A 14996-nucleotide genomic window follows, 5' to 3' on the forward strand; every position below is an offset into this window, starting at 1 on the left:
TAGAGGGATACGGCGCGGCCTCTGCCGCGCCTGCTAGATCAAATAGTCGAGCATGATGTTGCCCGAAAACCGCTGACACTTTTCGGCATCATGCTCTAGACACCAAGCGATTTCAGCTTGCGGTGCAGCGCGGAGCGCTCCATGCCGACGAACTCGGCGGTGCGCGAGATATTGCCGCCGAAGCGGTTGATCTGGGCGATCAGATAATCCTTCTCGAACATCTCGCGGGCTTCGCGCAGCGGCAGCGTCATGATGTGGTAATCGTTCTTGGCCGAAACCTTGGGCAGCATGTCGCCGAGGTCGGTCGGCAGCATGTCGGCGGTGATCGGCGTATCGGGGCCGTCGGTGCGGGCAAGGATCATCAGCCGCTCGATATTGTTGCGCAACTGGCGGATGTTGCCCGGCCAGTCATGCGCCTGCAGCACCGCCATGGCATCGTCGCCGATGCGGCGCGGACGAATGCCGGCCTGCTCGGAAATCTGGCGCATCAGCTGATCGACGAGGAAGGGAATGTCCTCGCGCCGCTCGGCAAGCTGCGGTACGCGCACCGGCACGACGGCCAGGCGATGATAGAGATCCTCGCGGAACCAGCCTTCAGCAATGCGGCTTTCGAGATTATAGGCGGTCGAGGAAATGATGCGGACGTCGACCTTGACGCGCTTGGATCCGCCGACCCGCTCGAACTGCTGATCGACGAGCACGCGCAGGATCTTGTTCTGGGTCTCGCGCGGCATCTCGCCGACCTCGTCGAGATAGAGGATGCCGCGATGGGCCTCCTCGAGTGCGCCGATCTTGCGCGCCTGGCCGGGCGTGCCCTCGGTGCCGAAGAGCGCCACTTCCATGCGATCGGGCGTGATGTTGGCGGCGTTGAGCGCGACAAACGGGCCGTTGGCGCGGGCCGACTTTTTGTGGATCATTCGCGCTACCAGCTCCTTGCCGGAACCGGACGCGCCGAGGATCATGATGCGGCTGTTGGTCGGCGACACCTTCTCGATCGTCTGGCGCAGCTGCGAGACGGCGACCGAGGTGCCGATCAGCTCCAGGGCGTCGCCGGTGCGCCGCTTCAGCTCGGAAACCTCGCGCTTGAGCTTCGAATTTTCCAGAGCGCGTTCGGCGATCAGGATCAGCCGGTCGGCCTTGAAGGGCTTTTCGATGAAATCGAAAGCACCGCGCTTGATTGCCGAGACCGCGGTTTCGATGTTGCCGTGGCCTGAGATCATCACGACGGGGAGATCGGGATGACGGGTCTTGATCTCGTCGAGCAGCGATAGGCCGTCCAGCTTGCTGCCCTGCATCCAGATATCGAGGAAGATCAGCCGCGGCACGCGATCTGATATCGCCGCCAGTGCGCTGTCGCTGTCATGGGCCGTGCGTGTCTCATGGCCCTCGTCGGAGAGAATGCCGGAAACGATCTCGCGAATATCGTGCTCGTCATCGACGACGAGAATATCAGAGGCCATAAGCGCTTTCCTTGTCATTGGCTGCGGGAGCGGCGGGCGCTGGCTCCAGGCGTGGCAGATGCACGCGGATCATGGCCCCTCTTCCCCGGTCAAAATCGGCGGGCGCATCGTGCAGCTCGAGCTGCCCGCCATGTTCCTCGATGATCTTCTTGACGATGGCGAGGCCGAGCCCGGTGCCCTTCTCGCGCATCGTCATATAGGGTTCCAGGATGCTGTGACGGTTTTCCACCGGCAGGCCGCGGCCATTGTCGATGACGTCGACGGTGAAACGGTCGCGGGCCGCATCGAGCGCGGCGCGCACGAGGACCTTGCGCTCGTCGCGCTCCTCGCTCGGAACGGCTTCCAGCGATTCCACGGCATTCTTGATGAGGTTTCCGAAAGCCTGGCCGAGCATGCGACTGTCGAACAGGCCCTCCAGCGGCTTATCGCCGAACTCCGACAGGAAGGTGACGTGATGATTGCCCATCTCGCGCAGGAAGATCGCGTCGCGCAGGATGTCGCGCAGGTCGCTCGGCTCCTTGGTCGGCTTCGGCATGCGGGCGAAAGCGGAGAATTCGTCGACCATACGGCCGATATCGCCGACCTGGCGGATGATCGTATCGGTGCACTGATCGAAGACGGTGCGGTCGTCCTGGTTGATCTGCTTGCCGTAGCGCCGCTGGATGCGCTCGGCGGACAGCTGGATCGGCGTCAGCGGATTCTTGATCTCGTGGGCGATGCGCCTAGCCACGTCGCCCCAGGCCGTTGAGCGCTGGGCGATGACGAGATCGGTGATATCGTCGAGCGTGATCACGTAGGATTCGCTCATATCGCGCACTTCCTCGCGGGTGACCTGCACGCTCAGCGTTCTCACCGTGCCGCCGCGCACCAGGGCGATCTGCTTGCGGAAGTCGCCGCGATGACGCACCGCCGCCTCGGTCAGCACCTGGTCGACCTCGGGCGCGATGTCGGCCAGCTGCTTGCCGAGCATCTCTTCGGCCGACAGCGCCATCAGCGTTTCGGCCGAGCTGTTGACGATGGCGATGCGGCGATCCTGTTCGACGCCGATGACGGCGGCGGTAACGCCGGACAAAACCGCTTCGATGAAGCGCCGGCGGTCGTCGACCTCGTCCTTGGCCTCGAGGATCTCGTCGCGCTGGGTACGGATTTCCGAGATCATCTTGTTGAAGGTGCGCGACAGATTGGCGACGTCGCCATCGACGGCATGCACCGGCACGACGATATCCATATTGCCCGATGCAACGCTGTCGGCCGCGGTGATCAGCAGGCGGATCGGCCGGACGATGCGGTCGGCGACGGCAATTGCCGTCCAGATCGCCGCAAGCAGCACGATCAGCGCGAAGCCGATATAGAGCACGGCGAAGGCGATCTGCAGCGAGAAGCGGTTGGCCTCCATCGAGCGATATTCGGTGGCATTTTCCTCCATCATGCGCATGGCGCCCATGACCTTGGGATCGACCGCGCGCACCGTATAGAGAAACGTGCCCTGGATGGCATCGAGCTTGATGATGGCGCCGACGAGGTTGGTGACGCCGGGCGGGATCAGCGTCGGCTGCCCGGCCGCCGCCTTTTGCAACGCGTCCTGCGGAATGGCTGGCAAAGGCTTTTCCGTGGCGATATCAGCCTGGACGACCACCGAACCGTCGCTTTCGACGAGGAAGGCGCCGAGCAGGCCGCGGCCCCTTGCCTGGCGCGTCATCAGTTCGGCGAATCCCGTCCTGTCGAGACTGTAGAGAGCGCGGTTGCGCTCCAGGTCGTTGGCCATGGAGACCGTCTGCCCCTGCAGGTAGCTGGCGTTCTCCATCATATAGGCCTGGCCGATATTGCGCGACGAGCTGACGATCGACTGGGTGCGCAGCGCAAACCAGCGATCGAGGCCGGCATTGAGCGTGATGCTGGCGAAGATGGCGACGAGAATCGCGGGCGTGATCGCGACGATCGAGAAGAGCACGACGATGCGGATGTGCAGGCGCGCGGCCGCCCGGCCCCGTGTGCGCGCCTTGAGCAGCCTTGCCACCTCGCGGGCGATCAGCGCCAGCAGCGTCAGGACGAAGAAGGAATTGACGATCACCGAAGTGACCACGACATGAGAGGTCGGCGCGATCGGCGTCAGGCCGAGCAGTATGAAGAGTGTGATCGTGGCGCAGAGCAGCGCGCCGCCGGCGAGCACGAGGCCAGGCACGGCGAAAAGCGCGCGGCGATCGGTCACCGTCGTCACCGTCTCGCCCGCCGCCGCCGGCGCTACCCCATCCTGCGTCATTCGGCCTCTCTTCAGACGGCACCCCGCCGTCCCGCTACCCGATCGAAACCAAAGAACGCCGGCTCGGCAGAGCCAGCGTCGGAAAGACTTGATCGGGAGCGAAATGTCCAAAACCCTTGCGTGACCTTTAAGCAACGCATTGTGGCGAAAATGCAACGCGGCTTATCACGTTGTCAAGGCAAGGCACCCGCAGCGTCACAGTTTTGGCGACTCACCTAGAAGCGACGCGGCCCCTCGGGTTTGTTTCCGGCAATCGCATCGATGCGCTCCAACACATCGGCCGTGAGCTTGTGCCTGTGCGAAAGCGCCGCGAGATTGTCCTGCAGCTGGCTGGCCCGCGAGGCCCCGAGAATAACGGTCGAAACGTGGGGATTGGCGAGGCACCACAAAAGCGCGAGATGGGTGATCGACAAGCCGATTTCGTCGGCGAGTTTTGCGAGTTCGCCGACCTGTCGGAGCTGAGCGCGGCCGGCATCGCTCGACCATTTCTCCTTCAGCCATTCATAGCCGGGCAGATTCATGCGGCTGTCGGCCGGCACGCCGTTATTGTATTTGCCGGTGAGGACGCCGGAGGCGAGCGGCGACCAGATGGTGGTGCCGAGGCCGATCAGGTCGTAGAGCGGGAGATAATCGGCCTCGACCTTCTGGCGTTCGAAGATGTTGTATTGCGGCTGCTCCATGGTGGGGGGCGTGATGCGCAGGTCCTGGGCAACGGCGTAGGCTTCGGTCAACTGCTGGGCGGACCATTCCGACGTTCCCCAATAGAGCACCTTGCCCTGGGCGACGAGATCGTGCATGGCCCGGACCGTTTCCTCGATCGGCGTGTCGATATCAGGGCGGTGGCAGAATAGAGGTCGAGGTAATCGACCTGAAGCCGCTTGAGTGCCGCATGGCAGGCATCGGTCACATGCTTGCGCGACAGGCCGCGCTGCGTCGGCTTCTCGCCTCCCCAGAAGACCTTGCTCGAGACGATAAAGCTGTCCCGGCTCCAGCCAAGCGACTTGAGCGCCTCGCCCATGACGATCTCCGACTTGCCGCTTTCATAGCCTTCGGCATTGTCGAAGAAGTTCACCCCATTGTCGTAGGCAAGCCGCATGAGGTCGACGGCGTCGCCGCCATTCACCTGCTTGCCGAAAGTGACCCATGAGCCGAAGGAGAACTCGCTCACCTTCAAGCCCGATTTTCCCAAACGACGATATTCCATCACGCAGCTCCCGCGGGTTAGAACATGGGCCGACCGTTAACCGAGGTCGGCATCACACGATCGATCGGCGACCGATCCGCATAATCTATGGCGTCCGCAAGCATATACGAGCCGCAGCCGCCAAATTGGTCGCCAACACGGATGCCGCAGCTTCGGCCGCAAAGAAAAGGGCGCTCCACGACATCAGCCGGAGCGCCCATGGCATGCTGGCGACGACAGTTGCGGCGGAAGTCGAACAGCAGCGGCGGCAGATGACGAGATTCGGAACGGATAGGCAACATGTGAGCGGATTATGGAATGCTGCCGCCCGCTGATCGAGCCGTGTCGTCCACCAGTTATCCACAGCTTATCCACAGGCGCGGCGCCGATGACCGTAGCAACTTCAATGACATTGCATGATGGCAAACAATAGCTCGCAAATACTATGTGACCGCCGGATGACACTGCGCTTTTGTTTGCCGGTGCAGATACAAATCGCGACCGAGCTTGGATAGATTAAGTTTTGTTCCCGACCGTGGCGGCGGATACTGGGGAGGAGTGGCGGTGGGCAGACGAGGAGCCCACCGCCTTTTCTTCAGGCGGTGCGGGAGCTTCTGTAGACAGAGACGCCGAGTTCTCTGATTTTCTTGCGCAGGGTGTTGCGGTTGAGCCCGAGAAGATCGGCCGCCTTGATCTGATTGCCGCGGGTTGCCGTGAGCGCGGCGAGAATCAGCGGATATTCCATTTCGGTCAGCACGCGGTCATAGAGGCCGGGCGGCGGCAGGTTGTCGCCGAAGCTGGCGAAATAGGTGCGCATGTTCTCCTCGACCGCCTGAGCGATCGTCATCGAACCATTGCGGATCGGCCCCTTGTCGATCGGGCTGTCGGGCACGTCAGAGCGCAGCTCGGCATCGATGATCTCGCGGGTGATGACATCCTGCGGATAGAGCGCCATCAGGCGGCGGATCAGATTTTCCAGCTCGCGGACGTTGCCCGGCCAGGCGTATGCCTTCATCAGTTCCAACGCTTCCTGATCGAAGCGTTTGGAGCCGAGGCCCTCCTTTTCCGCCTGCTGAATGAAATGGCGCACGAGATCGGGAATGTCCTCGGCGCGGTCGCGCAGCGGCGGCAGGCGCAGCGGCACGACGTTGAGGCGATAATAGAGATCCTCGCGGAACAGGCCCTGGTTGATCGCCTGCTTCAGGTCCTTGTTGGTGGCGGCAACGATACGCACATCGGTGCGGATCGGCGTGCGGCCGCCAACGGTGGTATATTCACCCTGCTGCAGCACGCGCAGAAGCCGGGTCTGGGCGTCCATCGGCATGTCGCCGATTTCATCGAGGAAGAGCGTGCCGCCTTCGGCCTGCTCGAATCGGCCGGTCGAGCGGGTCTGGGCGCCGGTGAAGGCGCCCTTCTCGTGACCGAAGAGTTCCGATTCGATCAGGTCGCGCGGGATCGCCGCCATGTTGATCGCCACGAAGGGGCCGTTGCGGCGCTTGCCGTAATCGTGCAGGGCGCGGGCGACAAGCTCCTTGCCGGTGCCGGATTCGCCGGTGATCATCAGCGTCAGATCGGTCTGCATCAGCCGAGCGAGCACGCGATAGATTTCCTGCATCGCCGCCGAGCGGCCGACCAGCGGCATGCCGTCTTGCATGTCCTCCTCGAGCTTGGCGGGCTTGCGCTTCGGCTCGGCCAGAGCCCGGCCGATAATGCCGATGAGTTCTGTCAGGTCGAAGGGCTTCGGCAGATAATCATAGGCGCCCTTCTCGGACGCCTTGATGGCGGTCATGAAGGTGTTCTGGGCGCTCATGACGAGGACCGGCAGATCCGGACGGGCCTTCTTGATACGCGGCAAAAGGTCGAATGCGTTCTCGTCGGGCATCACCACGTCGGTGACGACAAGATCGCCCTCGCCCGCCGAAATCCAGCGCCACAGCGTTGCGGCGTTGGAGGTGATGCGAACGTCATAACCGGCGCGGCTCAAAGCCTGGTTGAGCACGGTGCGTATGGCGGCATCATCATCTGCAACGAGGATCGTGGCTGTCATCGAGAAGGTCCTGTCGAGCTTACGGAAGAGGCATCCTCGAGCGAGGCGTCCTTCGACGCCGGCATGAGAACGCGGAAAGTCGTGCGGCTATTCTGGCTGTCGCATTCGATGATGCCGCCGTGATCGCCGATGATCTTGGCGACCAGCGCCAGGCCGAGGCCGCTGCCGTTCGTCTTGGTGGTGATGAAGGGATCGAAGAGATGCGGCAGCAGATCGGCGGGGACGCCGGGCCCGTTGTCGTGGACGCAGAATTCCAGCGGCAGCGAGATCTTTTCACGCGTGCCGGCGACCGACAGCCGGATGCCCGGGCGATAGGCCGTCGTCAGCATGATCTCGCCATCCGGCCGGTCGCCGACGGCCTCGGCGGCGTTCTTCACCAGGTTGAGGAAGACCTGGACGAGCTGGTCGCGATTGGCATAGACGGCCGGCAGCGATGGGTCGTAACTCTCGGTAATGCGGATATTGCGCGCAAAGCCCGCCTTGGCGACCGCCTTCACGTGATCGAGCACGGAATGGATATTGACCGGCATGCGGTCGACCGGGCGTTCGTCGGAAAAGACCTCCATGCGGTCGACCAGCGAGACGATGCGGTCGGTCTCGTCGCAGATCAGCCGGGTCAGCGCCCGGTCGTCGTCGATCACCGATTGTTCGAGCAACTGGGCAGCACCCCGGATGCCGGAGAGCGGGTTCTTGATCTCATGCGCCAGCATGGAGGCAAGTCCAGTCACGGAACGGGCGGCAGCGCGATGCGTCAGCTGCCGATCGATCTTGTCGGCCATCGAGCGTTCCTGGAAGACGATGACAACGGCGCCGGGTTCGCTCAGCACCGGAGCGACATAGAGATCGACGAGCTTGTCCTGGCCGAGGCGCGGGGAACTCAGGTCGACACGGTATTCGTTGACAGGCGCCTTGCGCTCACGCACCTGGTCGATCAGGGCGAGCAGCGGACTGCCGAAGGGAATGAAGGTCGAAATCCGATAACGCGCCAGATGCGAGGCGCTCGCGCCAAAGAATGCTTCCGCCTCCCAATTGGCGAAGGCGACGAAACCGGATTCATCGACCATGACCACTGGGTTCTGGATGGCGTTCAGCACCGCCATGGCAACGGTTCCGCCGGCGTAGTCGAGCGGAGATGTCGTATCCTTCGTCATGCCGCCTCCCGGCTGTCGAGCGCACCTGCGGCCAATGCGTCATAAAGGCGCGCGGCCACCTCACGCGGGTCACGCGAGGTCATGATGTCTTCCTTCTCGCCACCGGCAAGCGCGGGAGCAAACCGCTCAAGATACCAGCCGAGATGCTTGCGGGCATGACGGATCGCCACCGCTTCGCCGTAGAAATCGAGCATCATCCGGTAATGTTCGACGGCGATATCGGCAATCTCTTTGCCTCGCGGTTCTGCCGCTCCGGCGAGCACGCCGGCATGCCACGGCCTGCCCTGGCAGCCCCGGCCGATCATGACGGCATCGGCGCCGGAGCGGCGCAGGATTTCCTGCGCGTCAGCAGCAGTCTCGACATCGCCATTGGCGACCAGCGGAACGGAGATCACCTCGCGGACGGCGCGGATCGCATCCCAATTGGCGCGACCTTCATAAAATTGCATGCGGGTGCGGCCGTGGATGGTCACGAGCTGGATGCCGGCCGCCTCGGCCCGGCGGGCAATGTCCGGCGCGTTGATGGAATTCTCATCCCAGCCGAGGCGCATCTTCAGCGTAACCGGAATGTCCACGGCCTGGACCGTCGCCTCGATCAGGCTGAGCGCGTGATCGGGATCGCGCATCAGCGCCGAGCCAGAATAACCCCCGATCACCTTCTTTGCCGGACAGCCCATGTTGATGTCGATGATGTCGGCGCCATGGTCGGCCGCGATCTTCGCCGCTTCCGCCATCCAGTGCGCTTCGCGCCCGGCGAGTTGCACCATATGCGGCCGGAAGCCGGCAGCCTTCAGGCGCGACCAGGATTCGGCGGTATCATTGACCAGCTCGCGGCTCGCCACCATCTCGGTAACGACGAGGCCGGCGCCGAAGCGCCAGGCAAGCTCGCGGAAGGGCATGTCCGTGACGCCGGACATCGGCGCCAGCACAACGCGGTTCCGCACGGACACGGGTCCGATTCGGAAAGGCGCTGCGAGATCCTTGCAAATCAAATGATTATCTTTCAGGCACACCATAGAACTGCATTATTTTTAGCCACAGATCACCGGCTTTGCCAAGGGGCTCGGATCGAAATCGATATTTTTCAGGGCAGATGCTGGAAAAGGTTCCAGCAAGAGGTTAGAGCACTCCGGTCAATTCCGCATAATTTAGGGGATTTATGCTGCAAATGCCGTCCAAGCAACCAATATCGGCTGGAATTGTCATCGTTGCCGCCGGCCGGGGCGAGCGCGCCGGATCCTCCACGGAAGGCCCCAAGCAATATCGCATGATCGGCGGCAAGCCGGTTATCGTCCATACGCTTGAAAACTTCATGACATGGGAAGCTGCCAAACAGATCGTCGTCGTCATTCATCCCGACGACGCGGCGCTGTTTGCCAAGGCGTCTCGGCATATCGTCTCGGCAACGCCGATCGAAACGGTACATGGCGGCGCGACCAGGCAACGGTCCGTGCTTGCTGGCCTGAGATACCTCAAGGGCAAGAATGTCGGCCATGTGCTGATCCACGATGCGGTGCGACCCTTCTTCGACCACGGGCTTCTCGACCGCATTGCCGAAAGCCTTGGCGACGGCGCACAGGCAGTGCTGCCGGCCACGCCGGTCACCGATACGCTGAAACGCACCGACGGCGCCGGCACCGTGCTGAAGACGGTCTCGCGCGAGCACCTTTATGCAGCGCAGACGCCGCAATCCTTCGCCTTCGCAGCAATCCTCGACGCGCATGAGAAGGCGGCGGCGAGCGGGCGAAGCGATTTCACCGACGACGCCTCGGTCGCCGAATGGGCCGGCATTCCGGTGACTATCGTCGAGGGCACGCCCGACAACGTCAAGCTGACGGTCAAGCGCGATATCGCCATGGCCGACGACAAGCTGTCGGCCCCGCTGCTTCCCGACGTGCGCACCGGCAACGGCTATGACGTGCACCAGCTCGAAGCGGGCGACGGCGTGACCCTCTGCGGCGTGTTCATTCCGCATGATCAGAAGCTCAAGGGCCATTCCGATGCCGACGTCGCACTGCATGCGCTGACGGACGCGCTGCTTGCCACCTGCGGCGCCGGCGATATCGGCGATCATTTCCCGCCCTCCGATCCGCAATGGAAAGGAGCGGCTTCGAAGATCTTCATCGAGCATGCCGCCCGGATCGTACGCGAACGCGGCGGCACGATCATGAATGCCGACGTCTCGCTGATCGCCGAGGCGCCGAAGGTGGGGCCGCATCGCGACGCCATGCGGGCAAGACTGTCCGAATATCTCGGCATCGATCTCGAACGATGCTCGGTCAAGGCGACGACCAATGAGAAGATCGGCTTCGTCGGCCGGCGCGAAGGTATTGCGGCGATCGCCACGGCGACCGTCGTCTATCGGGGAATGAAGCGATGAGCCTTTTTCCCGAGGATATCCATGCGGCGGCAGAGGCTATCATCCGCGACTTCACCGCTGCCGGGCTGATAATCTCGACGGCCGAATCCTGCACCGGCGGGCTGATCGCCGGCGCGCTGACCGAAATAGCGGGCTCGTCCGCAGTCGTTGACCGCGGCTTCGTCACCTATACGAACACGGCGAAGATGGAGCTGCTCGGAGTGCAGGAGCAAACGCTGCTCGGCTTCGGGGCGGTTTCCGAAGAGACAGCACGGCAGATGGCGCAGGGCGCCCTCTTCCGCTCGCGCGCCGCGATCGCCGTCGCCGTCACCGGCATTGCGGGCCCCGGTGGCGGATCGGCGGAAAAACCGGTTGGGCTCGTGCATCTTGCCGCCAGGTCGCGCACCGGCGCATCCGTCCACCGAAAGATACTGTACGGCGATATCGGCCGCAGCGCTGTGCGGCTGGCAACGGTACGGACGGCGCTGGAGATGGTGCATTCGCTGCTGCCCGACTGACGCCGGCTGCGATCGCCGTTACACTTTGGTGTAGATTCTGTTCGCCCTTGTTTCGAAGGCTTCGGTGAACATGCGGAAGGCGCGATCGAACATCGAACCCATCAGCGCGCCCAGAATGCGGCTCTTGAACTCGTAGTCGATGAAAAAATTGATCGTGCAGCCACCGGCGGGAGTTTCGGCGAAATGCCACCGGTTTTCCAGATATTTGAATGGGCCGTCGATATATTTGACCTCGATGACGCGCTCGGCCCGGTTCAACAGCACCTGGGTCGTGAAGGTCTCGCGGATTGCCTTGTAACCGACGGTCATGTCGGCCACGAGCAGGATCTTGCCGTCGCGCTCCTTGCGGCTCCTGACGGAAAGCGCTTCGCAGAGCGGCAGGAATTCGGGATAACGCTCGACATCGGCAACGAGATCGAACATCTGGTCGGGCGTGTGCGGGACGGAACGGTGCGTTTCGAATTGCGGCATAGGCGGCACTTAAGCGGGCGCGTCCAGAAGATCAAGGAGTTCGCCCATCCGGCTGCGGGATTTTAGCTGAAGAACCGGCACATCGGGGCCATATTCGGCGAGGCCGGCGGCAACGCGCGGCGCAAATTTCTCCTCGAAGGTCCAGATGAACCGCAGGAATTCTAAATCGACCTTTTCGATGCAACCCGGGGCCATTTCCGGGCGGGTGCGGCCAATCCATTTCGCCCATCGGCTGACCGCACCCCAAATGCAGAGAAGCCTCGGCATGCGGACCCAGATTACGAAATCGGTCCGCGGCAGCCTGATGTCCAGTGAGGACGGGTTGGTGCCGTCCATGATCCAGCGTTCTTCGAGGATCCGGCTGGCGATGATTCTTCGCTGCTCCGATCTGTCGCGCGCCACCCAGCCGGGAAGCCAAAAAACGTCCCGGTCGAGCGAAATATACGGAAGTCCGAAGCGCTTGGCGATCTTCAGCGAAAGAGTTGATTTCCCGCCGCCCGAGCAGCCCACCACGAGAATGCGCCGGGCTCTTCGGATATGCTCCGCCGCCTGCTTGAGGTCGGCGATCTGCTGACGCTGCGGCAGCTCTGCTCTCTGGTCCATCGGGTCATCCTAGCTGCCGGTTTGCGCCCATACCGTTAACTCCCGCGAGCCGCTGTCGTTATCGCATTGCTATTCGTCAATCCGTACGTCGCCACCTTCGATAACGACATGACGTCCTTGCAGCTAGACAAGGCGCCAATTCTCTTCAAGCGAACCATCCGGGAAAATCTGAAGCCGGTAATCATCCGACAGCAGGAGATCAGCCCCACCATAGTTGTCCGCAGTGACGGAGACAACGACGAGTTGCTCCGTGGCGTTCACAAACGAGTATGTCGCCTCGTCATACGCTTTCAGCAGAGATGCAATCTTTATGAGCTGCAGGTTGCCCGTTCTGGGATCGTCATCGTCTATCTCACTTCCGTCTGTAGGCTCGACAAAACGATCTGATGTCCCCGTAACCACCGTATTCTTGGCAACGAGACGCCACGGGCATTGCAAATGTAGTGCGTACGCACCAACCGTTCCTTTGCCTGAAGGATGCGGTCGTATCGCTCCAAAATGGAAAATCTTCATATCTGCGGCGTCGCGGGCAATGCTCAACGGCAATCCCACGAGTACCTGAAGGCAGCTTTCCAAGCGGGCTCGATTATCGTTCTCGGACGTCAAATTGAAACTCGATTGAATCAGAAATCAATGAGCCTCCGGCCGACCAGTACACGAGATAAAGTTATTACTCAGCCGCCAGCTGCAACTTCTTTTCCCGCGCCGCCTTCAGCCGCGCAAAATCATCTCCAGCATGGTGTGACGAGCGGGTCAGCGGGCTGGAGGCCACCATCAGGAAGCCCTTGCTGTAGGCGACCGTCTCGTAAGACTTGAACTCGTCGGGCGTGACGAAGCTTTCGACCTTGTGGTGCTTGCGGGTCGGCTGCAGGTATTGGCCGATCGTCAGGAAGTCGACATCGGCTGTGCGCAGGTCGTCCATCAGCTGCAACACTTCATTGCGCTCCTCGCCAAGGCCGACCATGATGCCTGACTTGGTGAACATGGTGGGATCGAGTTCCTTCACCCGCTGCAGCAGGCGGATGGAATGGAAATAACGGGCGCCGGGGCGAACCGTCAGATAGTTGCCGGCCACCGTTTCCATATTGTGGTTGAAGACGTCGGGTTTGGCGGCGACCACGCGCTCCAGGGCGCCCGGCTTCTTCAGGAAATCAGGCGTGAGGATCTCGATCGTCGTTCCCGGCGAGGCGGAACGGATCGCCCAAATCACCTTTTCGAAGTGCTCGGCACCGCCGTCCTCGAGATCGTCGCGGTCGACCGAGGTGATGACGACGTGGCTGAGGCCCATCTCCTTGACCGCCTTGGCGACGTTTTCGGGCTCGGCTATGTCGAGCGCATTCGGCTTGCCGGTCGCGACATTGCAAAAGGCGCAGGCGCGGGTACAGATCTCGCCCATGATCATGAAGGTCGCGTGCTTCTTGTCCCAGCACTCGCCGATATTCGGGCAGCCGGCCTCCTCGCAGACGGTGACGAGCTTGTGCTCCTTCACGATGGCGCGTGTCTCGGCATAGCCCTTGGAAGTCGGCGCCTTGACGCGGATCCAATCCGGCTTGCGCATGACATCCGTATCCGGCCGATGCGCCTTCTCAGGATGGCGCACGCGCTTGGCGTCGGGATTGATCGTGTCGAGAATGGTCACCATTGCAGTCTCAGCTTTCCGCCGCCCTAAGCGGCACAGTCCCTACGACGCGTCGCAATTTAGCGCCGCACCAGTCGCGCAACGAATATCAGCAGGCAGGCGCCGAGGAAACCCGTCACGAAATAGCCGAGACGTCCACCGGCCAGTTGAACGTGAAACTGGGCGAGGATGGCGGTGGCGACAACCGAGCCGACAATGCCGAGCACGATGTTCAGGAAAATTCCATATCGTGCATCCATCAGCTTGCCGGCCAGCCAGCCTGCAAGTCCGCCGATGATGATTGCCGAAATCCAGCCCACGCTTTCCATGCCTGTCCTGCCCTCAATCTGCGCTAAGCGACCGCTCTGGCGACCAGCACCACGATGATGGCGCCGACGGTGGCGTGGATGATCTGCACGACCAGCGCATTTTCAATACCCAGCGAAATGCCGAGCGCGCTGAACAGATAGCCGCCGACGAAGGCGCCGATGATGCCGCTCAGCAGGCATCTGATCAAACCGCCGCCACCGACGACCAGACTTGCCAGGAAGCCCGCAACCAGGCCGATCAGCAAAAACACCAGCAACGCCTGCGTCTCCATAGACATGATCATTTCCTTTCGCCTTTTCCACCCGGCCGGAGTGGCTTTCCACTCCGGAAAAGGGGCAGCGCCCAAAAATTCTCAAGCGTTCAGTACACGACCGTAAGCATCGAGCACCGCTTCCTTCATCGTCTCGGATACGGTCGGATGAGGGAAGATGGTATGCATCAGTTCTTCCTCGGTCGTTTCGAGGTTCATCGCGACGACGAAGCCCTGGATGAGCTCGGTGACTTCGGCGCCAACCATGTGGGCGCCGAGCAGTTCGCCGGTCTTCTTGTCGAAGATCACCTTGACCATGCCCTGGTCTTCGCCGAGAGCGATCGCCTTGCCGTTCGCCGCGAAGGAGAAGCGACCGACCCGGATATCACGGCCCAGCTCCTTGGCCTTGGCTTCCGTAAGGCCGACGGAGGCGACCTGCGGATTGCAATAGGTGCAGCCCGGCACCTTGCCCTTGTCGGTGGGATGAACATTCGGCAGGCCGGCGATTTTTTCGACGCAGACGACGCCCTCATGCTCGGCCTTGTGGGCCAGCATCGGCGGGCCGGCGACATCACCGATCGCATAGATGCCCGCGACATTGGTCTTGCCGTAACCGTCGGCGACGACGCAGCCGCGGTCGGTCTTGATGCCGAGCGCCTCCAGGCCGAGGTTTTCGATATTGCCCTGAACGCCGACAGCCGAAATCATCCGGTCGGCGGTGATCTGCTGGACCTTGCCGTCTGCAG

14 protein-coding genes and 1 pseudogene are annotated in these 14996 nt (G+C 62.1%); 2 read left to right on the forward strand and 13 right to left on the reverse strand.

Annotated features, from left to right (window positions below; genetic code table 11):
• Positions 1-95 precede the first annotated feature (95 nt).
• The 6 genes and pseudogenes from ntrX to dusB form a co-directional block, all read right to left on the reverse strand.
• Positions 96-1460, reverse strand: coding sequence for a nitrogen assimilation response regulator NtrX (gene ntrX, locus PH551_RS25290; protein ID WP_011425228.1), 1365 nt, complete (start codon positions 1458-1460; stop codon positions 96-98).
• On the reverse strand, positions 1450-3720 hold the full coding sequence (locus PH551_RS25295; RefSeq protein ID WP_285195480.1) for a sensor histidine kinase NtrY-like: 2271 nt from the start codon (positions 3718-3720) through the stop codon (positions 1450-1452). Before PH551_RS25295 ends, ntrX begins: the two co-directional genes overlap by 11 nt.
• Positions 3721-3935: 215 nt before the next feature.
• Positions 3936-4924 (reverse strand): annotated as a pseudogene (locus PH551_RS25300) (potassium channel beta subunit family protein).
• Between the two features lie 574 nt (positions 4925-5498).
• Entirely contained in the window at positions 5499-6950 is a 1452-nt protein-coding gene (ntrC, locus tag PH551_RS25305; RefSeq protein WP_085778072.1) for a nitrogen regulation protein NR(I), read from the reverse strand.
• Positions 6947-8101, reverse strand: coding sequence for a two-component system sensor histidine kinase NtrB (locus tag PH551_RS25310; RefSeq protein WP_085778071.1), 1155 nt, complete (start codon positions 8099-8101; stop codon positions 6947-6949). The genes ntrC and PH551_RS25310 overlap by 4 nt, the downstream gene beginning before the upstream one ends.
• A complete protein-coding gene (dusB, locus tag PH551_RS25315; RefSeq protein ID WP_285195481.1) occupies positions 8098-9117 on the reverse strand; it encodes a tRNA dihydrouridine synthase DusB in 1020 nt (339 codons plus the stop codon). The genes PH551_RS25310 and dusB overlap by 4 nt, the downstream gene beginning before the upstream one ends.
• Before the next feature lie 143 nt (positions 9118-9260).
• On the opposite strand from dusB, the gene PH551_RS25320 reads away from it, so the two are divergent.
• Together PH551_RS25320 and PH551_RS25325 are read left to right on the forward strand one after the other, a co-directional pair.
• Positions 9261-10481, forward strand: coding sequence for a bifunctional 2-C-methyl-D-erythritol 4-phosphate cytidylyltransferase/2-C-methyl-D-erythritol 2,4-cyclodiphosphate synthase (locus PH551_RS25320; RefSeq protein ID WP_285195482.1), 1221 nt, complete (start codon positions 9261-9263; stop codon positions 10479-10481).
• Positions 10478-10978, forward strand: a complete 501-nt coding sequence (locus PH551_RS25325; RefSeq protein ID WP_285195483.1) for a CinA family protein — start codon at positions 10478-10480, stop codon at positions 10976-10978. Before PH551_RS25320 ends, PH551_RS25325 begins: the two co-directional genes overlap by 4 nt.
• 18 nt (positions 10979-10996) lie before the next feature.
• On the opposite strand, the gene PH551_RS25330 is transcribed toward PH551_RS25325, so the two are convergent.
• From PH551_RS25330 to PH551_RS25360, 7 genes are all read right to left on the reverse strand, one after another.
• Positions 10997-11449, reverse strand: coding sequence for a type II toxin-antitoxin system RatA family toxin (locus PH551_RS25330; RefSeq protein ID WP_221113315.1), 453 nt, complete (start codon positions 11447-11449; stop codon positions 10997-10999).
• Between the two features lie 9 nt (positions 11450-11458).
• Positions 11459-12052: a P-loop NTPase family protein gene (locus PH551_RS25335; protein WP_285195484.1), complete on the reverse strand. Its 594-nt coding sequence runs from the start codon at positions 12050-12052 to the stop codon at positions 11459-11461.
• 123 nt (positions 12053-12175) lie between these two features.
• Positions 12176-12592 carry a hypothetical protein gene (locus PH551_RS25340; protein ID WP_285195485.1) on the reverse strand — a complete coding sequence of 139 codons (417 nt, stop codon included), beginning with the start codon at positions 12590-12592 and terminating at the stop codon, positions 12176-12178.
• Positions 12593-12722: 130 nt separating this feature from the next.
• The gene (lipA, locus tag PH551_RS25345) at positions 12723-13694 is read right to left on the reverse strand and encodes a lipoyl synthase (RefSeq protein WP_285195486.1); all 972 of its coding nucleotides are present in this window, start codon (positions 13692-13694) and stop codon (positions 12723-12725) included.
• A gap of 56 nt (positions 13695-13750) precedes the next feature.
• The gene (locus PH551_RS25350) at positions 13751-13999 is read right to left on the reverse strand and encodes a GlsB/YeaQ/YmgE family stress response membrane protein (RefSeq protein WP_085778064.1); all 249 of its coding nucleotides are present in this window, start codon (positions 13997-13999) and stop codon (positions 13751-13753) included.
• Between the two features lie 23 nt (positions 14000-14022).
• Positions 14023-14277, reverse strand: coding sequence for a GlsB/YeaQ/YmgE family stress response membrane protein (locus tag PH551_RS25355; RefSeq protein WP_011425215.1), 255 nt, complete (start codon positions 14275-14277; stop codon positions 14023-14025).
• A 75-nt stretch (positions 14278-14352) separates the two neighbouring features.
• The coding region (locus PH551_RS25360) for an FAD-dependent oxidoreductase (RefSeq protein ID WP_285195487.1) at positions 14353-14996 on the reverse strand (644 nt) is incomplete at its 5' end.

This window comes from Rhizobium atlanticum, from assembly GCF_030182485.1.
Classification (GTDB): domain Bacteria; phylum Pseudomonadota; class Alphaproteobacteria; order Rhizobiales; family Rhizobiaceae; genus Rhizobium.